This is a genomic window from Pseudomonas sp. NFACC14 (genome assembly GCF_900106885.1).
GTDB lineage: Bacteria > Pseudomonadota > Gammaproteobacteria > Pseudomonadales > Pseudomonadaceae > Aquipseudomonas > Aquipseudomonas fluorescens_AA.
In genome coordinates this window covers 132,402-152,157 of sequence record NZ_FNOA01000003.1, presented here as the reverse complement: position 1 = coordinate 152,157, position 19,756 = coordinate 132,402, and the positions used below count along the sequence as shown (strand labels likewise).

15 protein-coding genes and 1 tRNA gene are annotated in these 19,756 nt (G+C 62.1%); 5 read left to right on the top strand and 11 right to left on the bottom strand.

Translation table 11 applies throughout. The features are described 5' to 3' along the window. The first annotated feature begins 270 nt into the window (after positions 1–270). Complete coding sequence (locus BLU85_RS07260) at positions 271–2,112, top strand: potassium transporter Kup (RefSeq protein ID WP_371128527.1); 1,842 nt, start codon at positions 271–273, stop codon at positions 2,110–2,112. Between the two features lie 262 nt (positions 2,113–2,374). Here the strand turns inward: BLU85_RS07260 and BLU85_RS07255 are convergent, their stop codons facing one another. The 3 genes from BLU85_RS07255 to BLU85_RS07245 all read right to left on the bottom strand — a co-directional run bounded on the left by BLU85_RS07255 (position 2,375) and on the right by BLU85_RS07245 (position 6,536). Further along, positions 2,375–3,664 carry a virulence factor family protein gene (locus BLU85_RS07255; protein WP_092205015.1) on the bottom strand — a complete coding sequence of 430 codons (1,290 nt, stop codon included), beginning with the start codon at positions 3,662–3,664 and terminating at the stop codon, positions 2,375–2,377. Then, positions 3,664–6,306 (bottom strand): bifunctional lysylphosphatidylglycerol flippase/synthetase MprF, encoded by a 2,643-nt coding sequence (gene mprF / locus BLU85_RS07250; RefSeq protein ID WP_092205014.1) that lies wholly within the window; start codon positions 6,304–6,306, stop codon positions 3,664–3,666. Before mprF ends, BLU85_RS07255 begins: the two co-directional genes overlap by 1 nt. Before the next feature lie 153 nt (positions 6,307–6,459). Beyond that, positions 6,460–6,536: transfer RNA gene (locus BLU85_RS07245), tRNA-Met, on the bottom strand. 283 nt (positions 6,537–6,819) lie between these two features. Between BLU85_RS07245 and dinB the strand changes: the two genes are divergently transcribed. Further along, a complete protein-coding gene (gene dinB / locus BLU85_RS07240) occupies positions 6,820–7,887 on the top strand; it encodes a DNA polymerase IV (protein WP_092205438.1) in 1,068 nt (355 codons plus the stop codon). Between the two features lie 152 nt (positions 7,888–8,039). On the opposite strand, the gene BLU85_RS07235 is transcribed toward dinB, so the two are convergent. From BLU85_RS07235 to BLU85_RS07220, 4 genes are all read right to left on the bottom strand, one after another. Beyond that, positions 8,040–8,993, bottom strand: coding sequence for a YceB family lipoprotein (locus tag BLU85_RS07235; RefSeq protein WP_092205439.1), 954 nt, complete (start codon positions 8,991–8,993; stop codon positions 8,040–8,042). Between the two features lie 17 nt (positions 8,994–9,010). Then, positions 9,011–10,726: a proline--tRNA ligase gene (locus BLU85_RS07230; protein ID WP_092205440.1), complete on the bottom strand. Its 1,716-nt coding sequence runs from the start codon at positions 10,724–10,726 to the stop codon at positions 9,011–9,013. A gap of 129 nt (positions 10,727–10,855) precedes the next feature. Next, positions 10,856–12,415 (bottom strand): AmpG family muropeptide MFS transporter, encoded by a 1,560-nt coding sequence (locus BLU85_RS07225; protein ID WP_092205441.1) that lies wholly within the window; start codon positions 12,413–12,415, stop codon positions 10,856–10,858. A 44-nt stretch (positions 12,416–12,459) separates the two neighbouring features. After that, positions 12,460–12,813, bottom strand: a complete 354-nt coding sequence (locus BLU85_RS07220; RefSeq protein ID WP_092205442.1) for an MGMT family protein — start codon at positions 12,811–12,813, stop codon at positions 12,460–12,462. Between the two features lie 153 nt (positions 12,814–12,966). Here BLU85_RS07220 and BLU85_RS07215 point away from each other — a divergent pair, with 153 nt between their 5' ends. After that, positions 12,967–13,974: a DUF481 domain-containing protein gene (locus BLU85_RS07215; protein ID WP_092205443.1), complete on the top strand. Its 1,008-nt coding sequence runs from the start codon at positions 12,967–12,969 to the stop codon at positions 13,972–13,974. Between the two features lie 193 nt (positions 13,975–14,167). On the opposite strand, the gene BLU85_RS07210 is transcribed toward BLU85_RS07215, so the two are convergent. Then, on the bottom strand, positions 14,168–14,377 hold the full coding sequence (locus tag BLU85_RS07210; RefSeq protein WP_002554837.1) for a cold-shock protein: 210 nt from the start codon (positions 14,375–14,377) through the stop codon (positions 14,168–14,170). 354 nt (positions 14,378–14,731) lie between these two features. Here BLU85_RS07210 and dcd point away from each other — a divergent pair, with 354 nt between their 5' ends. Further along, a complete protein-coding gene (dcd, locus tag BLU85_RS07205) occupies positions 14,732–15,298 on the top strand; it encodes a dCTP deaminase (RefSeq protein ID WP_003184751.1) in 567 nt (188 codons plus the stop codon). A 102-nt stretch (positions 15,299–15,400) separates the two neighbouring features. After that, a complete protein-coding gene (locus tag BLU85_RS07200; RefSeq protein ID WP_041022879.1) occupies positions 15,401–15,607 on the top strand; it encodes a hypothetical protein in 207 nt (68 codons plus the stop codon). 36 nt (positions 15,608–15,643) lie between these two features. On the opposite strand, the gene pdeM is transcribed toward BLU85_RS07200, so the two are convergent. From pdeM to BLU85_RS07185, 3 genes are all read right to left on the bottom strand, one after another. Next, complete coding sequence (gene pdeM / locus BLU85_RS07195; protein WP_092205444.1) at positions 15,644–16,300, bottom strand: ligase-associated DNA damage response endonuclease PdeM; 657 nt, start codon at positions 16,298–16,300, stop codon at positions 15,644–15,646. Then, on the bottom strand, positions 16,300–18,786 hold the full coding sequence (locus BLU85_RS07190) for a ligase-associated DNA damage response DEXH box helicase (RefSeq protein WP_092205445.1): 2,487 nt from the start codon (positions 18,784–18,786) through the stop codon (positions 16,300–16,302). Before BLU85_RS07190 ends, pdeM begins: the two co-directional genes overlap by 1 nt. 200 nt (positions 18,787–18,986) lie before the next feature. Beyond that, complete coding sequence (locus BLU85_RS07185) at positions 18,987–19,751, bottom strand: ABC transporter ATP-binding protein (protein ID WP_092205446.1); 765 nt, start codon at positions 19,749–19,751, stop codon at positions 18,987–18,989. Positions 19,752–19,756: the final 5 nt, after the last annotated feature.

Genomic DNA, 19,756 nt, shown 5'->3' with positions numbered 1-19,756 from the left:
AAAAGTGCGCAATTCTATCCAGGGTCGACGCACTTGACCAGCTTTATACCGGGAAATGCGACGAGTGCTGCGCTATGCTTCGCGCCTTTGCGTTCTGGCGATTGCTACAGTCAATAAAACGTCTGTAACAATGCGTAAAACAGCGCATGCTGCCTCAACAAAGCATAGTGCTTCGTTCGAGAAGACAGGTCTGGGAAACGGGAGTGTTGGATGGGTCATGCAAGTAGTCAGGTGGCAGGTGCCGAGCATTCGGCAGCGAAGCCGCTGAGCATGCTGGTCGCGGCGGTCGGAGTGGTTTATGGCGACATCGGTACGAGCCCGTTGTACACCCTCAAGGAAGTGTTTTCCGGTGCCTATGGCGTGCCTGTCAATCACGATGGGGTGCTGGGGATCCTGTCGCTGATTTTCTGGTCGCTGATCTGGGTCGTGTCGATCAAGTACATGATGTTCGTGCTGCGCGCCGACAACCAGGGCGAGGGCGGGATCATGGCGCTCACCGCCCTGGCGCGGCGAGCCGCGGCGGGAAGGGCGCGACTGCGGACATTCCTGGTGATCTGCGGCTTGATCGGCGCGGCGCTGTTCTACGGCGACAGCATGATCACGCCAGCGATCTCCGTGCTCTCGGCCATTGAAGGTCTTGGCCTGGCGTTCGAAGGCATCGATCACTGGGTGGTGCCCTTGTCGCTGGTGGTGCTGGTGGGGTTGTTCCTGATCCAGCGCCACGGCACTGCACGGATCGGCACCCTGTTTGGCCCGATCATGGTGACCTGGTTCCTGGTGCTTGGCGCCCTGGGCGTGTACGGCATCGCTCAACATCCGGAAGTGCTGCAGGCGGTGAACCCGGCCTGGGCCGTGCGTTTTTTTATGGTTCACCCGGGCATGGGGGTGGCGATCCTCGGTGCCGTGGTGTTGGCGCTGACCGGCGCCGAAGCGCTGTACGCCGACATGGGGCACTTCGGCCGCAAACCGATTGCCCGTGCCTGGTTCATCCTGGTGTTGCCGGCGCTGGTGCTCAATTACTTCGGCCAGGGTGCGTTGTTGCTGGGCGACCCGGAAGCGGCGCGCAACCCGTTTTATCTGCTGGCGCCGAGCTGGGCGCTGCTGCCGTTGGTGGGCCTGTCGACGCTGGCCACGGTGATTGCCTCGCAAGCGGTGATTTCCGGCGCGTTCTCCCTGACGCGCCAGGCGATCCAGCTCGGTTACATCCCGCGCATGTACATCCAGCACACCTCCAGCGCCGAGCAGGGCCAGATCTACATCGGTGCGGTGAACTGGTCGCTGATGGTGGGTGTCGTGCTGCTGGTGCTGGGTTTCGAATCTTCCGGCGCACTGGCTTCGGCCTACGGCGTGGCCGTGACCGGTACGATGCTGATGACCACGGTCCTGGTGTCCGCCGTGATACTGCTGTTGTGGAAATGGCCGCCGCTGCTGGCTGTTCCGGTGCTACTCGGTTTCCTTTTGGTGGACGGCCTGTACTTCGCCGCCAACGTGCCGAAAATCATCCAGGGCGGTGCGTTCCCGGTCATCGCCGGTATTGCCTTGTTCGTGCTGATGACCACCTGGAAGCGCGGCAAGCAATTGCTGGTAGAGCGCCTGGATGAGGGGGCGTTGCCGCTGCCGATCTTCATCAGCAGCATCCGCGTGCAGCCGCCGCACCGGGTCCAGGGCACCGCCGTGTTCCTGACCGCGCGTTCGGACGCCGTGCCTCACGCGCTGTTGCACAATCTATTGCACAACCAGGTGCTGCATGAGCAGGTGGTGCTGCTGACCGTGGTGTACGAAGACATTCCCCGGGTGCCACCGCAGCGGCGCTTCGAGGTCGATGCCTATGGCGAGGGGTTCTTCCGGGTGATCCTGCACTTCGGTTTCACCGACGAACCGGACGTTCCGCAGGCGCTCAAGCTCTGTCATCTCGATGACCTGGACTTCAGCCCGATGCGCACCACCTACTTCCTCAGTCGCGAGACCGTCATCGCCTCCAAGCTTGAGGGCATGGCCCGCTGGCGCGAGATACTGTTCGCCTTCATGCTGAAAAATGCCAACGGTAACCTTCGCTTCTTCAACCTGCCGTTGAACCGGGTGATTGAACTGGGGACGCAGGTCGAGATGTAGCATCAGGAAAACAAAAGCCCTCGTTGCCTTGCGGCGGCGGGGGCTTTTTTGTGGGCGACACACAGGCTGATGCCAAAGTGAAGCCCCTGTGGGAGCGAGCTTGCTCGCGATAGCGGAGTGTCAGTTTGCAAAGATGTTGAATATGCCACCGCTATCGCGAGCAAGCTCGCTCCCACAGGAGGGGCCTGTGTAAATCCCGCAGCGACAAAAAAGCCCCGGCAACCGCAAGGCTGCCGAGGCTTTTTGTCAGGCGTGTATCGACTTACTGTTCGGCAACCTTGTTCTGCCGCTCGTTGATCTCGTCCACCAGGCGCTTGGCCAGGGCCGGGTAGTTTTCGTCGAAGTGATGGCCACCGGGCAGCTTGATGGCTTCGCCAACGGCTGTCTTGTCGGTGCAGCCGCTTTCGTCGGCTTCTTCACCGCCATAGATGCACACCACTTTATCGGCCGGCAGCTTGGCCATTTCCGGGCCGGTGGCGGCTTCGGTGCCGGCGTTGCCAAGCCAGCCTTCGACTTCGATCTCGAAGCTGCCGGTGCGGGCGAAGGCCAGCAGGATGATCGCATCGACTCGTTGTTGCTCGGTGGCCGGCAGGCGATTGTAGATGGCCGGCAACACGTCGGCGCCGAAGGAATAGCCGGTCAGGATGAAGCGCTTGGTGCCCCAGATCTGCCGGTAGTGCTGCATCAGCTCGGTCAGGTCCGCCGCGCTCTGCTCCGGGCTCTTGTGTTGCCAGTAGTAGCGCAGGGTGTCGATGCCGACCACCGGGTAGCCGATCTTGGCCATTTCATCGGCGACGTCGCGGTCCAGGTCGCGCCAGCCGCCATCTCCGGAGAGAAACAGGGTGACGGTGTCCCGTGTCTGGCTGGCCGGGACTTCCACTACCGGGATGCTCAGGCCGCCCTTGGCCTTGTCAGTGCCCACCAGGATCTTGCGCAGTTCGTTGTTCAGCACTTGTGGCAGGTTGATGTCGTAGTCGCTGATGCTGGTCTCGGCATTCGATTGGTCCCGTACGAAACCGGCGCTGGTGTCGTCAGGGTTATCGTTCCAAGCCACCAGCCAATGGCCGTGGGTTGCCTTTTTGGGCAGCAGATGGGTGCAGCCGGGTTTTTCCAGGGCCAGGTCCACTGAAACGGCCTTGGCCTTGTCGTCCTTCTGTTCAGCCAGCCAGCGCCAGGCCAGCACGGCGCCAGGGCCGATGCCGCTGACCAGCGTGGCCGGGCCCTGGAGCTCTCTCAGGCCGGCCTGCAGTGCACGGCCTTGCAACATGCAGTCCTTGGGCAGGATCACCTGGACGATCTGGGCCGAGCCGCTGCGGCTGAGGGTCGTCAATTGCGTGTCGTTGAGCTTCTGGTCTTCATTGACGGCCACCAGCACCCGGGCACGTGCCTTGGTGCCGGGAGTGACCCGGGTCAGCGCTGCGCCATCGGCGGGCGCCAGTTGTTCAAGGGTTGGTTGCGGGGCCGGGCGGTTCCAGTACCAGTAACCGCCACCGAGAATCACGGCCAGCACCAGCAGGGCGGCCACTACATATCGCCAGGAGCGTTGCATCATCAGCGTTTCACCAGTCCGGTCAGGCCGCCCGCAATCAGGGCGGCAGTATCGGCCAGCGCCACCAGCGGATCGAGTCCGGCGGGCACGGCCATGTAACGAGGTTCCCAGTCAGGCTGGAATTTGTCTTTGAAGCGGCGCAGCCCCTGGAAGTTATAGAGCTGCTCGCCACGGCGGAACACCATCGAGCCCAGGCGCTGGGTCAACGGCGCACCGCGTCGCGGTTGCAGGCCCGACAGCGGGACCATGCCGAGGCTGAAGCGGGCGTAATCATGGTTTTTATAATGCTGGATGAGGCCGACCATCATGAACTCCATGGTCAGTTTCGGCGCCTCGGGGTGGGCGCGCATCAGGTCGAGGCTGGCCAGTTCGTGGCTGTGGGTTTCCAACAGATTGGCGAACGCCACCGGCCGGCCTTCGAAACGAATCACCGCGATGCGGAAATGCTTGAGGTAGTCATCGCTGAAACGCCCCAGGGAGAAACCTTTTTCCCGCACGTTCTTGCCAGTCAGCCAGGCATCGGAAATGACCTTGAGCTCATCCATCGGCGCCTGGCCCGGTTCGTGGATCTCCAGCGACAGGCCGTCACGGGTGCCGCGGTTCCAGGTGTAGCGCAAGTCCTTCATCTCTTTGCCCTTGGCTTCGAGATCGAAACGCTTGAGGTCGACCCGTGCTTCCTCGCCCAGCTTGATGGCCGTCAGGCCGATGTCCATGTAGTACGGCAGGTTTTCGGCGCGCACCTGATAGAACACGGGACGGGCATGGTAGATGTCGCACAGGTCGCGGAACTGCCAGATCATTTCGGCCCGTTGCTGGGTCGGACCGATCGGGTCATACAGCGCCACCAGGCTGCGACCACGGCGGGCATACATCAGGAACGCCTCGTCGTTGGGGTGGAACAGCAGCGCCTTGTCACCGGTCAGCGCCAGGCCGCCGTCGGGTTGCGAGGAGGCCATGAGAATCGTCTTGGCCCGCTCCAGTTCCTCTGCCGTCGGCAGATGGATCACCGGACGCGCGGTGCGCAGCAGCCAGGTCAGGGATACCACCACCAGCAGCACCGCGGCGCCCAGTAGCGAGCGCAGGCCGCGAGGGGCGTCGGCATCGAGGGTGAACTGCCACCACAGTTGATGGCTGTAGGGCACGTCCTGATAGGCAAACAGCAGCAGCCAGATCGACGCGCCGAGCACGCAGAGGCTGGCGATCAGGAACAGCGGGGAAAACGGCAGTTCAGTCAGGCGGCTCGGACGATAAAAGGAGCGCCGGAATACCGCCAGCAGGGCGGCCGTCAGGGTCAGTAGCGTGGCTTCTTCCCAGTCGAAGCCCTTGAGCAGCGAGAGCAGGGCGCCCACCAGCAACAGAACCGTGGTCAGCATCCAGGCGGCCGACAGGCGACGGCGCAGGCCCTGGGCGAGCAACAGGCACAACACGCCCACCAGGCTGGCGCCGAAGTGCGAAGCGTCCACCAGTCGATGGGGGATCAGGAAGCCGATGTGCTCCAGGCGAGTGTCGATTTCCGGTGTCACGCCGGAAAACAGCAGCACCACGCCGGAGAGAAACACCAGCACCGCCAGGATCGGCGCGGCGAAACCCGACGCCGCCCGCAGGCTCTGGCGGGTCTGGAACAGCCGTTGCGCCTCGTTGATCAGCAGCAACACGCAGGCCACCAGCATCGGCAGCAGCACGTAGATCAAGCGATACAGCAACAGCGCGGCGGCCAGCGGTGCGGCACCGAGTTTGTCGGCGAACGCGGCCAGCAGGATCGCCTCGAATACCCCGACCCCACCCGGTACATGGCTGAGTACGCCGGCAGCCAGGGCCAGCAGGTACACCAGCAGGAAAGCGCCGAACGGCGGTGCCTCGGGCAGCAACAGATACAACACGGTGGCGGCCGCGGCGACATCCAGCGCGGTGATCACCAGTTGCAGGAAAGTCAGGCGTCGACCCGGCAGGCGCAGCGTGCGACGCCCGGCCTTTACCAGAAGGCTGTCCCGATGCGGCTGTTCCGGCAGGCGCCGGCGGTAAATGCCGATGGCCAATACGCTGGTGAGCAGCAGCACCGCCGCGGCAATGGTCCCCAGCAAGGCGGCAGGCAAGTGCAGCGCGGCAGACGCGGCGGGCAGGTTGCTGAGTGTCGCCAGGGCCGCCAGCGGCGGCAACGCGCAGCCCAGGGACAGGCTGGCGAACAGCGTCATATGGGCGACATCCGATGCCCCCAGGCCATGGCGCGCATACAGGCGGTAGCGAACCGACCCTCCCGACAGCAGCGACAGGCCAATGGCGTTACCGATGGCGAACGCGGTGAACCCGCCCAGGACCATGGTTTGTGGCGGCAGCGTCACACCGGCGTAACGGCTGGCGGACCATTCATAGCCCAGAAGAATGATGAAGCCGACGACCGTGGCGGCGATCGCACCAAGCAGGGCGGGCCGGGGCACTTCAAGAATCGAGTCGTGCAGAGCGTACAGATCGAGTTCGCTCAGCAGATGGCGGCAAGCAATCAATGCAATCGCAAACAGCAGCAGCGTGACCGCGAGGCCGATGGGCTGGCGGTACTGGCTGATCCGATCCAGCCAGCGCAGTCGCTCGGCTTTGATCGGTTGTGTCGCAGTAACGGAGTCTTGCGGGTCAGACGAGTGGGCGCGCATCAATCACCTCTTGAGCTATGCGCGACAGGATGGGGGTATCCAGCCAAGTTACCAATCCCCGCGAAGGAAAATAATTACAAAATCTTTGTAATGTAGAGCTTTTTTCGCCAGACGCAAAAAAGGCCACTCTTTCGAGCAGCCTTTCTTGGTGTTTGGTTGCGGGAGCCGGATTTGAACCGACGACCTTCGGGTTATGAGCCCGACGAGCTACCAGACTGCTCCATCCCGCGTCTGTGTGGCGGCATTCTACAGAGGAACGAGCCGCTGTCAACCCCGGCGTCAAAAAAACCTGTTCCGCTTCAAGCGCTTAGCCTTGCGTATGGGCATTGTGACGACGCTGTGACGCAGGCCTGGCAAGGGCTGAAGCTCTATTGGAGGGGGCGTTGCGATTGAAGAAGTAAATATGTGTAGGTGTTTTCGGAACCCGACGAAGGATCTTTCAAACTACTGGTGCTATATACAGGTGCCGGTGCGATACTGGTGGTCCGATTCGTCCCACACCCCTGTTTTTCTATGACTCAACGTAAAATCATCCATGTCGACTGTGACTGTTTCTATGCCGCTATCGAGATGCGCGATGATCCACGGCTGGCCGGCAAGCCCATGGCGGTGGGGGGATCGGCGGATCGACGGGGTGTGATTGCCACCTGCAACTACGAGGCGCGGGCCTACGGCGTGCGCTCGGCCATGTCTTCCGGCCACGCCTTGAAGCTCTGTCCGGACCTCACCATCGTCAAGCCACGGATGGAGGCCTATCGGGAAGCGTCGAAGGAAATTCATACGATTTTCAGCGATTACACCGACCTGATCGAGCCACTGTCTCTGGACGAGGCCTACCTGGATGTCTCTGCCAGTGCCCATTTCGGCGGTAGCGCCACCCGCATCGCCCAGGACATTCGCCGACGTGTTTCCAACCAGTTGCACATCACCGTGTCCGCCGGCGTCGCGCCGAACAAGTTCCTGGCCAAGATCGCCAGTGACTGGAAAAAGCCCAACGGATTGTTTGTCATCACCCCGGACCAGGTCGAGGACTTCGTCTCGGCCCTGCCGGTCAGCAAGCTCCACGGTGTAGGCAAGGTCACCGCCGATAAGCTGAACCGGCTCGGTATCGTCGATTGCCTGCAGTTGCGTCAGTGGGACAAGCTGGCGCTGGTGCGCGAATTCGGCAGTTTCGGTGAGCGGCTCTGGAGCCTGGCCCGTGGGATCGATGAGCGTCTGGTGCACAACGACAGCCGACGGCAGTCCATCAGCGTCGAAAATACCTACGATGTCGACTTGCCCGACCTGGTGAGTTGTCTCGACAAACTGCCGGAACTGATGGAAACCCTCAAAGGGCGCATGGCGCGGATCGACAGCAGTTATCGACCGGGCAAGCCGTTCGTCAAAGTGAAGTTTCACGACTTCACCCAGACCACACTGGAACAGGCCGGGGCAGGGCGGGACCTGGGCAGTTACCAGTTGCTGCTGACCCAGGCGTTCAACCGGGGCGGCAAACCGGTGCGGTTATTGGGGATCGGGGTGCGGCTGGAAGATTTGCGGGGAGGGTTCGAGCAGTTGGAGTTGTTCGAGCGGCGAGACTGATGATGAGTGTCCTGTTTGGCGCGGTCCTTGTGGCAAGGGAATCCTGTGGGAGCAAAGCTTGCTCGCGAAAGCGTCCTTGAGAACGTCATCGCGGGCAAGCCTTGCTCCCACAGGTCTTGCCCTCACACAATCCCCTTGTCGCAGGGGATATTTCAGTTAGTGCCAGGATCCGCCACCAACCGCCCGCCATCCTTGGTCAGGGCTTTCATGAACTCGGTCTGCAACTCCGGATCGTTGCGCGTCAGTTCGATCAGGCTCTGCTCCAGTTCGCTGGCCTCTTCTTCAAGCCCCAGCTCCGACAGGCGCTTGACTCGATGAACCCATTGGCTCACCTCGTCGTCTTCCAGGTCGTCGTAGATCAACGCATGAGCTTCCACCAGCTTGCTGCGCAAGGTGCTGCTGATGCTCAGGGATGAGTCGGTGTGCACTTCGTCCTGGGCATCCGTCACGCTGATCTGCAATTTGCCGAACTGGCTCAGGTCCTGCTCGGCGAACGGACTTTCCAGCAGGTTCAAGCGCAGCACGCCGTTACGGTCAGTGCTCAGCTCGAAGGTCTGCCGGGCGGCCTTGACCTCCACCGGGCGTTCGCTCCAGGGCAGGCTCGAGTGTTCCGTACGCTTGTCGCGCTGGACTTCGTCGATGCCCGCCAGGTTCTGCTGGGCACGGCCATGGGAGGGGACGTTCATGAACGGGTTGAGCCCGGCGAAACCGTAGCTGATCCAGTCACGGGTCGCCGTGTCCGGCAGGTTGCCGAGGGCGAACACATTGACCACGTTCGCACCGATGCCAGCCACGACGGCCACCGCGCCCAGGGGAATCTCGTAGAGCTCCCGCCAGGGTTGGTACGGTGTGTAGCGATCGTAATGGCGGGTAACCTCGAACTCGGTGACTTCGAAGGTTTTCTGCTCGTTGATGCGCACCCGACGCTGCGGCAGGTCGAGCACCTTGGGTTCGCCCACGTCGATTTGCAGGTTGTGGTCGAGCAATTTGCGCTCGACCCGCTCTTCGTGCTCGCTGCGTTGTGACATTTGGTTGGCACAGCCGCTGACCAGCAGGGCGCCGCACAGGGCGGCGCCACCGAGGCCTAAGGTGTTTCGCTTGAACATGACGTCTCTATCTGGTGTCAGCGGCGGATACGGGCCTGGAGGAACGACAGCACGTCGGCGACCGGCAGCGCTTGCGGCTCGGCCTCGGTGCGGCTCTTGTATTCCAGGTTGCCTTCGGCCAGGCCACGGTCACTGACGACGATCCGGTGGGGGATGCCGATCAGTTCCATGTCCGCGAACTTGATGCCGGGGCTGGTTTTCTTGTCGCGGTCGTCCAGCAGCACTTCGAAGCCGGCGGCCGTCAGTTCGGCGTAGAGCTTGTCGGTGGCTTCGCGCACCAGGTCGGTTTCATAGCGCAGCGGCACCAGGGCCACCTGGAACGGCGCCAGCGTGTCGCTCCAGATGATGCCTTTCTCGTCGTTGTTCTGCTCGATGGCGGCGGCCACCACGCGGGAAACACCGATGCCGTAGCAACCCATTTCCAGGGTGACCGGCTTGCCGTTCTCGCCCAGCACTTCGCACTTCATCGCCTTGCTGTACTTGTTGCCCAGCTGGAAGATGTGCCCGACTTCGATGCCCCGCTTGATTTCCAGGGTGCCCTTGCCATCGGGGCTCGGGTCGCCGGCCACGACGTTGCGCAGGTCCGCGATGGTTGGAACCGGCAGGTCGCGTTCCCAGTTCACGCCGAAGTAATGCTTGTCGTCGATGTTGGCACCGATGGCGAAGTCGCTCATCAATGCCACCGAACGGTCGATGATGATCGGCAGTGGCAGGTTCAATGGGCCCAGGGAGCCGGCGCCGGCGCCAATGGCGTCGCGCAGGTCGGCTTCGGTGGCCATGACCAGCGGGCTGGCGACGCCTGGCTGATTGGCGGCCTTGATTTCATTCAGTTCGTGATCGCCACGGACGATCAGGGCAATCAGCTTGCCGGCTTCCTCCGCCCGCACGATCAGGGTCTTGATGGTGCGCTCGATCGGCAGGTTGTAGCCTTCCACCAACTGGGCAATGGTCTTGGCGTTCGGCGTGTCCACCAGGCGCAGCTCTTCGGTCGGTGCGGCGCGGGACGTTTCCCGAGGGACGGCTTCGGCCTTCTCGATGTTCGCGGCGTAGTCGGAGCCGTTGCTGAAGACGATGTCGTCTTCGCCGGACTCGGCCAGTACGTGGAACTCGTGGGAACCGGCGCCACCGATGGAACCGTTGTCGGCTTCGACCGGACGGAATTTCAGGCCCAGGCGGGTGAACACGTTGCAATACGCCTGGTGCATGCGGTCGTAGGTGACTTGCAGCGAAGCCAGGTCGGCATGGAACGAGTAGGCGTCCTTCATGATGAATTCGCGACCGCGCATCAGGCCGAAGCGTGGACGGATCTCGTCACGGAACTTGGTCTGGATCTGATACAGGTTGATCGGCAGCTGCTTGTAGCTGCTCAACTCGTTGCGCATCAGGTCGGTGATCACTTCTTCGTGGGTCGGGCCTGCACAGAAGTCGCGACCGTGACGGTCTTTGATGCGCAGCAGTTCAGGACCGTATTCTTCCCAGCGCCCCGATTCCTGCCACAGCTCGGCTGGTTGGGTGCCCGGCATCAATACTTCCAGGGCGCCAGCGGCGTCCATCTCTTCACGAACGATGGCTTCCACCTTGCGCATGACGCGCAGGCCCATCGGCAGCCAGGTATACAGGCCAGAAGCGAGCTTGCGGATCATGCCGGCACGCAGCATCAGCTGATGGCTGATCACGACGGCGTCGGAAGGCGTTTCTTTCTGTGTGGCGAGCAAATATTGACTGGTGCGCATGGTTGACCGTTGTCGGTTGCTGATGACGAGAAGTGACGGAGCATTGTACGGGCGAGATGCCCTGGCGTACAGGCGCGTGGCCGGTCGCCAGGTGCGAACGTCGGTTTGCCCGGCGTTTGCTGAAGTTTCCTACGACTCTTCCGCGGACCGGGTAGGCACCGGTTCTTCGGTAGGCGTCGAGTCCTGGCGACGGTTCTCCTGGAACCAGTGCAAGGCGATCAGCAGCAGGGTCGGCACGCCCAGCAGGGCGGTGATCAGGAAGAAATTGTGGTAGCCGAACTTTTCCACCATCACCCCTGAATAACCACCGATCAAGCGCGGCAGCAACAGCATGATCGAGCTGAGCAGGGCGTATTGGGTGGCGGAGAATTTCAGGTTGGTCAGGCTCGACAGGTAGGCGACGAACGCCGAAGTGGCCAGGCCGGAGCTGAAGTTGTCCAGTGAGATGGTGACAATCAACATCTTCAGGTTGGCGCCCATGTCGGTCAGCATCAGGAAGAGGATGTTGGTGGCGGCCGAGGCGACACCGCCGATGAACAGGATGGGCAGGATGCCGAAACGTACGATCAGCAGGCCGCCCATGCCGGCGCCGACAAGGGTCATGATCAGCCCGAAAATCTTGCTGACGCTGGCGATCTGGTCCTTGGTGAACCCTTGGTCGATGTAGAACACGTTGGCCATGACGCCCATGACCGTGTCGGACATCCGATAGGTTGCGATCAGCCCGAGCAGCAGCAGGGCCTGCCAGCGATAACGCAGGATGAAATCGTTGATCGGCGTCAGCACCGGCGCCAGTCCGCGCCGGCCCATGGTCGACAGGCACAGGGTGGTCAGGATGGTATAGAGGATGGCCCGCAGGAAGGCGCGGTCTTCGAGCAGCAGGTCGAGCAGGCTGACGCCCTCGAACAGCACGCTGGCGAAGTCGGTGTTGAACAGCTGGGTGAACATCGCCGGGACGGAGACCAGCAGCACGATCAGCACGAATACCGACGCCAACTGATGAACGAAGGTGTAGCGCCCTGCCTGCAATTGGGTGCGCAGCGGCACCGGCGGCTCGCGCATGAACAGTGAGGTGAGGAGCGCCGGGATCATCAAGACGCCGAACAGCAGGTAGGTACCGGCCCAGGCCGAGTGTTTGTAGCTGAAACCGGTGGAGCCAAAGCCTTCGGCGAAGAACAGGGCGCCGGCGGTGGCCAGTAGCGCGGCGATGCGGTAACCGGACATGTAGCTGGCGGCGAGGGCGGCCTGGCGGGTGTCGTCGGCGATCTCCAGGCGATAGGCGTCGACGGCGATGTCCTGCGTCGCGGAGGCGAAGGCCACGATCACGGCGATGGCGATCAACCAGGACAGGTGTTTTTGTGGGTCGCAGAAACCCATGCCGATCAGGCCGAGGATCACCAAGGCCTGGGAGAGCACCAGCCATGAGCGACGGCGCCCCAGTTTACCCAGCAGCGGCAGGCGCCATTGGTCGAGCAGTGGCGACCAGACCCATTTAAAGGCGTACGCCAGGCCGATCAGGCTCGCGTAGCCGATGGTTTCGCGGGCCACGCCGGCTTCGCGCAACCAGACCGAAAGCGTGGAAAACACCAGCATGTAGGGCAAGCCGGCGGCGAAGCCAAGCAGCAACAGCACGAGCGTTGAGGGACTGGCATAGGCGGCGAGGGCGGCGCGCCAGGTTTTACGGGGCATGGGCTGGAGTCTGCCTCAAAAATTGCGAAAACAAAGCGCGCACTCTAACCGCTGTGCTCTACCGGGCGCCAGCCATGGCGCTGAATATCAACACGATTGTTCAGGACACTGATCCCTTCCAGGCGCAGGCGTGCGCGCTGTTCATCCCCTGAGGCGCTGCCTGCCGGCAGGCTGATCCGACCACCGGCACCCAATACCCGATGCCAGGGCAGCTTGGTGTCGCCTGGCAGTTGGCTGAGGGTTCGCCCGACCCAGCGCGCCGCACGCCCCAGGCCGGCCATTTCGGCGAGCTGGCCATAGGTGACCACCTTGCCGGCCGGCACTTGTGCCAGGGTCAGGTAAAGGGTGGTGCGGCGGATTTGCGCGGCGTTCTCGGTGGCCGCTGGGGTGTCACGCATAAAAGGTTCCCAAGGATGTCCGTCCGTAGATTAATTCCTACAAGGCTGGTTGAGAAATGAACTCATCATCCATATGCAGGTCAGTCGTTGCTGAGGTGTCATCCTGGGGGATAATGCCGCCTTTTCACTGAAAACTTGAGCCCATTATCGCTTATGTTGTCTAGAACCCTGCTATGCCTAGCTGTCACCAGCGCCTCCATGCCTTTGCTTGCCGATACCGTCTGGTTGAAGAACGGCGACAAGCTCAGCGGTAAAATCACCGTTTTCGATGGCGGCAAATTGCTGATCCAGACCGATTACGCCGGCGCGGTTCCTATCGATTGGAAACAGGTCAAGACCCTCGAGAGCGACCAGCAATTGCTGGTCAAGCAGGATGCCTACACGGGTGAGAAAGCCAAGGCCCTGCATGCCGCCGAGGACGGCAAGGTCACGCTAGCAAACGGTGATGCGCCCAAGACCGTCGAACTGGCCAGCATCCAGCAAATCCTCAAGCCCAAGCCGGTGGTCGAGGATCTGGTATGGAAGGGCAATATCGATGCCGCACTGGATTACAAGCGCGCGGAAAACGATACCGACGATTACGACGTCGACTTCAAGACCTCGGCGCGCCACGGCAGATGGCGGCATAACGCTGAAGGCGAATACAACCGTGAATTCCAGGACGACGTGGTGTCGACCGACAACTGGCGCCTGGAGTATTCCCTCGACCGGTTTTTCACGGATAAATGGTTTTGGCAAGGTCGCTTGAATTACAAGCGCGACAAGGTCGAAGACCTGGCGCGCCAACGCGTCGTGGGTACCGGTCCGGGCTACCAGTTCTGGGATGACGAGCTGGGGGCGTTCTCCCTGGGGTCGCTGCTCAACCGCACCGACTACGAATACCGCGATGGCGGCAAGGACAACTTCTATTCCGTAGCCATGAAGTGGGACTACAACCGCTACCTGATTGGCAAGCGCGTGGAGTTCTTCACCAACGGCGAAGTGGGCAAGCCGCTGTCCGGCGTGGCGGAGTACGCCTATGACGCTGAGATGGGGTTGCGCTACAAGGTCACCGACTGGGCGTCGCTCAACCTCAAGGCCGAGAAGGATGTCATCGAGGGCACTGAAGACAGCGACTTGAGCAAGACGCGGTACACGGCCGGCTTCGGCGTGACCTGGTAATTCGGGCTCACCCACACACACCTGTGGGAGCGAGCTTGCTCGCGATAGCGGTCGTCAGCCAACGTTGTAGTTGCTGATCCACCGCTATCGCAAGCAAGCTCGCTCCCACAGTTTTTTGTGCGCTGGGAAAAACTGACAGGCACAAAAAAGCCCCGCTTTTGAGGGCGGGGCCTTTTACTAAAGCAAGTGCAAGTTAGATAACTTGAACTTCTTCAGCTTGCATGCCTTTCTGACCGCGGGTAGCGATGAAAGAAACCTGTTGGCCTTCTTTCAGGCTTTTGAAGCCGTCGGATTGGATAGCTTTGAAGTGAACGAACAGGTCGTCACCGGATTGTGGGGTGATGAAGCCGAAGCCTTTTTCATCGTTGAACCACTTAACGGTACCGGTTTGGCGATTAGACATGGTGTAACTCCTTGAACAAAGATAACTGCGACTCAGGAAGAACCCTGGCCGAGACTGAGTGCAAAGAGCAGGAAAAATTCTTGTAGATGGTTGGATCGAAATTCAACATATCGTGTAGAGATTCTCAGTGACACAAGCAACACAGTGGCGCCACCTTAACCCTTTTTCCAGAATGTGCCAATGGTCTTTGCGAAGGTTTCTCTTAATTGGTGACTGACGGCGCGGGCGATAGCCGGCAGGACCCGGAAATCAAGGTGGATCGGCGAGATTTGCGCGCCGCGCTTTGAACCCGGCCCCGTGCCCCGGTAAGATGCCGGACGTATTTTTTCCACCTCGCTATTTCAGGAAACCGCCATGAGCATCAAATCGGACAAGTGGATTCGCCGCATGGCGCAAGAGCACGGCATGATCGAGCCCTTCGTCGAGCGCCAGATGCGTGGCGAAGGCGCCGACCGGCTGATCTCCTTCGGTGTCTCCAGCTACGGCTACGACGTGCGCTGCGCCGACGAATTCAAGGTGTTCACCAACATCAATTCGGCCACCGTCGACCCGAAGAACTTCGATGAGAAGAGCTTCGTCGACGTCAAGAGCGACGTTTGCATCATCCCGCCGAACTCCTTCGCCCTGGCCCGCACCGTCGAATACTTCCGCATTCCGCGCAACGTGCTGACCATCTGCCTGGGCAAGAGCACCTATGCCCGTTGCGGCATCATCGTCAACGTCACGCCGCTGGAACCCGAGTGGGAAGGCCACGTGACCCTGGAATTCTCGAACACCACGACCCTGCCGGCGAAAATCTACGCCAACGAGGGTGTGGCGCAGATGCTGTTCCTTGAATCCGATGAAGAATGCGAAGTCTCCTACAAGGATCGTGGCGGCAAATACCAGGGCCAGCGCGGCGTGACGCTGCCGCGTACCTGAATCTGACGAGCTGTTTGGAATTCCTGGGCGGGCAGACACTCTATTGCGTGTACTGCCCGTTTTTTGCGTCAGCGCAGCGGGCCTTCGCTCAGGAGTTGCTCTATGAAGATCGATCCGCGAATCAGTGCCGAACTGGCAAGGCTTGAGCCCAATCAGATCGGCGTCATGGCCTGGTCATTGCTGGCCCATCCTGCCGAAGCGGCAGGCGGCATCCCCGGCCAGCCCGATCCCGATACGCCCAACGAACAGCCTACCGAACCCGGCGAACCCACTCTGCCGGACGAGCCGCCTCCTGCGCCTGTCGCCTGATGAGGCGCTGGCCCGCCAGCGGAAGCACAGAGTGCTTCAGTTGACGGGCCATATTTCGTTATCGCCGATGACAAAAATCCTGCAGTCGCTGTCTTGCTCGACTCGATAGCCGCCCGTGAACGCGCCGAAGGCCGGTAGCAGGCTGATCTCGCTGCCCAGCCGAAAGCAAGCCAGGCGCAGCCGTTGCCGGCCCTTGCCGCTCAGGTGGTAGACCGGATGCACGTGGCCGGCCAGCACATGGCGGCTGGGGTGGGGCCTGGGCTCGTGTTGCACGGCGAAAGGGCCCAGTAGCAACGGCTCCGGTACGACGCGAATGTTCAGCGCTGGAGGTGGGTCGCCGGCGCGTTTGTCGTGGTTGCCACGAATCAGCGTCATGGCCAGGTGCGGATGTCGCTCACGCCAATCGGAAAGTGCCTTCAAGGTGCCGGGCGCATGGGAGCCGGGACCGTGGAGAAAATCTCCGAGAAAGATCAACTGTCGACACGCCAGCCTGGCCAGCAATGCATCCAGCACCGCGATGTTGCTGGCGGTGGTGCCGTGGGGCACCGGTTGCCCGAGGCGGCGATAAGCGGCGGCCTTGCCGAAATGAACGTCGGCCACCATCAAGGTTTCCTGGGCGGGCCAATACAAGGCTTTTTCCGCAAGCAGCCAGAGCGCTTCGCCGGCCAGGCTGACAGGATACGGCGCTGGCATCAGGCGTCACCGCGATCGGCAGTCTTTTCCAACTCGCTGACCATCCGCCGGATGCGGTCGGCGAGTTTTTCCGAACTCATGCTTTCCCGGAACCGCTCCACCAGCAGCGGGAACCCGAGTGGGGTGGGGCGCTTGATCATGTGCAGGTCCAGCTTCAGGGTATTGAGGCGTTGCAAGGTCTGCTCCAGTCGACGGATATCCAATTCTTCACGCAAGACTTCCTCCCCGGCCTGGGCCAGCAACAGATTGTCGGCGTCGTATTGCTTGAACACTTGGAAGAACAACCCGCTGGAGGCCTGGACTTGCCGGGTGCTTTTGGGCGCACCGGGGTAGCCGGCGAACACCAGCCCGGCGATCCGGGCGATTTCGCGAAAGCGCCTCAGGGCCAGTTCCCCGGCATTGAGGCTCGCCAGCACGTCGGCCAGCAGTTGATCGACGCTCAGCAGGCTCGGGGTCAGGTAGTGCGACCAATCCACTGCCGTGGCGCTGAGCAGTTCCAGGCCGTAGTCATTGACCGCAATGGAAAACGTCAGCGGCTGTTGCCGACTGACGCGCCAGGCCAGCAGGCTGGCCAGGCCCAGATGCACCTGGCGCCCGGCAAACGGGTACAGGAACAGATGCCAGCCCTCCCGGGACTTGAGGGCTTCGGCCAGCAAGGTGTGCTGCGTGGGCAAACCGGACCAACGTTGCTGGGTCAACAGCAGGGGCTGCACGGCTTGCATCTCCGGGCCCTCGAAGCGGCCCGCGGCGGCTTCGCTCAAACGGGCCACGACGGCGGCCGCCAGTTCGCTGGAAAGTGGCATGCGCCCGCCGTTCCAGCGTGGCACAGCGGCCTTCTTGGCCTGGCTGCGTCGCACATAGGCGGTCATGTCTTCGACCCGGACCAATTCCAGCAGTCGCCCGGCAAACAGGAAACCGTCGCCGGGTCGCAGGCGGGCGATGAAGCCTTCCTCGACGCTGCCCAGGGTCTTGCCACCGCCGCCCTTGCTCCAGAACTTCAATTGCAGGCTGGCATCGCTGACGATGGTACCGATGCTCATGCGGTGACGCCGGGCCAGGCGGGCGTCGGGCACGCGCCAGACCCCGTGTTCGTCCGGTTCGACCCGTCGGTAATCGGGGTAGGCGGTCAATGACAGGCCGCCGTGGCGTACAAAAGCCAGGGCCCAGGCCCATTCGGCCGGGTTGAGGTCGCGGTAGGCCCAGGCACCCCGCACCTCCTCGAACAATTGGTCGGGAACGAAGCCGCCGCCCAGGGCCATGCTCACCAGGTGCTGCACCAGGACGTCCAGCGGCTTGTGCGGCGATTCGCGAGGTTCGATGCGCCGCTGGGCCACGGCGTCCTGCGCGGCGGCGGCTTCGATCAACTCCAGGCTATGGGTCGGCACCAGCGTCACCCGTGAGGTCCGCCCCGGTGCGTGACCAGAGCGCCCGGCCCGTTGCATCAGCCGCGCCACCCCCTTGGCCGAGCCGATCTGCAGCACCCGTTCCACCGGCAGGAAGTCCACCCCCAAGTCCAGGCTGGAGGTGCAGACCACCGCTTTGAGCTGGCCATCCTTCAAGGCCTGCTCCACCCAATCCCGGGTGTCACGCGACAGCGAGCTATGGTGCAGGGCGATCAGCCCGGCCCAGTCGGGTCTCGCCTCAAGAAGCGCCTGATACCAGATTTCCGACTGTGCCCGGGTGTTGGTGAAGACCAGGCAACTGCGGCTGGCGTCGATTTCAGCAACGACCTGGGGCAGCATCTTCAGGCCGATGTGCCCGGCCCACGGGAAACGTTCGAGGGCCGGGGGCAGCAACGTGTCGACCTGCAGCGCCTTGCTGTCGGCCCCCTGCACACTGATCCCGTTGCCTTGCGGTATCAATACCTGCCCGGCGTGGGCTTGGTTACCGAGGGTTGCGGACACACCCCAGACAATGAGTTCGGGATGCCAGTGCCGCAAGCGCGCCAGGGCCAGTTGCAACTGCACGCCACGTTTGTTGCCGAGCAATTCGTGCCATTCATCCACGACCACCATGCGCAGGGTCGAAACGGCAGCTTGCGCATCGGCCCGGGCGAGCATCAGTGTCAGGCTTTCGGGCGTGGTGATCAGCGCGGTGGGCAGGCGACGGCCCTGGCGGGCGCGCTCGCTGGCGCTGGTGTCGCCCGTGCGCAGACCGACACTCCACGGCACTTGCAGGTCTGCCAGGGGCGCTTCGAGGGCTTTGCCGGTGTCGGCCGCCAATGCGCGCATCGGCGTGATCCACAGGACAGTCAGTGGTTCGGCCGGCGGCTTGCGTTTGCGCGGTTTGTCCGGCGGCGGTGTCGAGCGGGCGAAGCGGTCGAGGGCGGCGAACCATACGGCGTAGGTCTTGCCGGCGCCGGTGCTGGCGTGCAACAGCCCGGACTCCCCCCGCCTGACCGCGGCCCATACCTGTTTCTGAAAGGCAAACGGCTTCCAGCCGCGGGCGCCGAACCACTGGTTTGCGAAGTTGTTGGATGTCCCCATGCCTGCCGGTGCGCCCTGAAAGTCCTTCTTCAGTGACCACGGCGGGATGTGAAAGGTTTTAACGCATCATGTAGGAGCTGCCCTGTAGGAGCTGCCGAGTGAAACGAGGCTGCGATCCTTCCACTGCAATTGAGTCCCGAGCGAAGCATCAAGATCAACAGATCGCAGGCTTCGCCAGCTCCTACGGGTTGCGTCGAGGTTTATTTCAGGTTGCCACTGAGGAACTGCTTGAGCCGTTCGCTCTTGGGATTGCCCAGTACGTCTTCCGGCGCGCCTTCTTCTTCCACCAGGCCCTGGTGCAGGAACAGCACCTGGTTCGAGACTTTACGGGCGAAGCTCATTTCGTGGGTCACCATGATCATGGTCCGGCCCTCTTCGGCCAGGCCCTGGATCACCTTCAGCACTTCGCCCACCAGCTCCGGGTCCAGGGCCGACGTGGGTTCGTCGAACAACATCACCTCAGGCTCCATCGCCAGCGCACGGGCAATGGCCACGCGCTGTTGCTGGCCGCCGGAAAGGAATGCCGGGTACTGCTCGGCAACCCGCGCCGGCAGGCCGACCTTGTCGAGATAACGACGCGCACGCTCGTCGGCTTCCTGCTTGCTCACACCCAACACCCGGCGCGGCGCCATGGTGATGTTTTCCAGCACGGTCATGTGGCTCCACAGGTTGAAATGCTGGAACACCATGGCCAGGCGCGTGCGGATGCGTTGCAGTTCGTCGGCGTCGGCCACGTGCATGCCGTGGCGGTCCTTGATCATCTGGACCGGCTGGCCGTCCAGGGTCATGGCTCCGTCGTTGGGTTGCTCCAGGAAATTGATGCAACGCAGGAAGGTACTTTTGCCCGAGCCGCTGGCGCCGATGAGGCTGATGACGTCGCCGGTCTTGGCCTTGAGCGAAACGCCCTTGAGCACTTCATGTTCGCCATAGCTTTTGTGCAGGCCTTCAATGGTCAGTTTGTACATGGAGC

Excerpts from the sequence above, each read along its gene's own strand:
- BLU85_RS07260 (WP_371128527.1), top strand. The coding sequence starts at position 271 with ATGCTGGTCGCGGCGGTCGGAGTGGTTTATGGCGACATCGGTACGAGC.
- BLU85_RS07255 (WP_092205015.1), bottom strand. The coding sequence starts at position 3,664 with ATGATGCAACGCTCCTGGCGATATGTAGTGGCCGCCCTGCTGGTGCTG.
- mprF (WP_092205014.1), bottom strand. The coding sequence starts at position 6,306 with ATGCGCGCCCACTCGTCTGACCCGCAAGACTCCGTTACTGCGACACAA.
- dinB (WP_092205438.1), top strand. The coding sequence starts at position 6,820 with ATGACTCAACGTAAAATCATCCATGTCGACTGTGACTGTTTCTATGCC.
- BLU85_RS07235 (WP_092205439.1), bottom strand. The coding sequence starts at position 8,993 with ATGTTCAAGCGAAACACCTTAGGCCTCGGTGGCGCCGCCCTGTGCGGC.
- BLU85_RS07230 (WP_092205440.1), bottom strand. The coding sequence starts at position 10,726 with ATGCGCACCAGTCAATATTTGCTCGCCACACAGAAAGAAACGCCTTCC.
- BLU85_RS07225 (WP_092205441.1), bottom strand. The coding sequence starts at position 12,415 with ATGCCCCGTAAAACCTGGCGCGCCGCCCTCGCCGCCTATGCCAGTCCC.
- BLU85_RS07220 (WP_092205442.1), bottom strand. The coding sequence starts at position 12,813 with ATGCGTGACACCCCAGCGGCCACCGAGAACGCCGCGCAAATCCGCCGC.
- BLU85_RS07215 (WP_092205443.1), top strand. The coding sequence starts at position 12,967 with ATGTTGTCTAGAACCCTGCTATGCCTAGCTGTCACCAGCGCCTCCATG.
- BLU85_RS07210 (WP_002554837.1), bottom strand. The coding sequence starts at position 14,377 with ATGTCTAATCGCCAAACCGGTACCGTTAAGTGGTTCAACGATGAAAAA.
- dcd (WP_003184751.1), top strand. The coding sequence starts at position 14,732 with ATGAGCATCAAATCGGACAAGTGGATTCGCCGCATGGCGCAAGAGCAC.
- BLU85_RS07200 (WP_041022879.1), top strand. The coding sequence starts at position 15,401 with ATGAAGATCGATCCGCGAATCAGTGCCGAACTGGCAAGGCTTGAGCCC.
- pdeM (WP_092205444.1), bottom strand. The coding sequence starts at position 16,300 with ATGCCAGCGCCGTATCCTGTCAGCCTGGCCGGCGAAGCGCTCTGGCTG.
- BLU85_RS07190 (WP_092205445.1), bottom strand. The coding sequence starts at position 18,786 with ATGGGGACATCCAACAACTTCGCAAACCAGTGGTTCGGCGCCCGCGGC.
- BLU85_RS07185 (WP_092205446.1), bottom strand. The coding sequence starts at position 19,751 with ATGTACAAACTGACCATTGAAGGCCTGCACAAAAGCTATGGCGAACAT.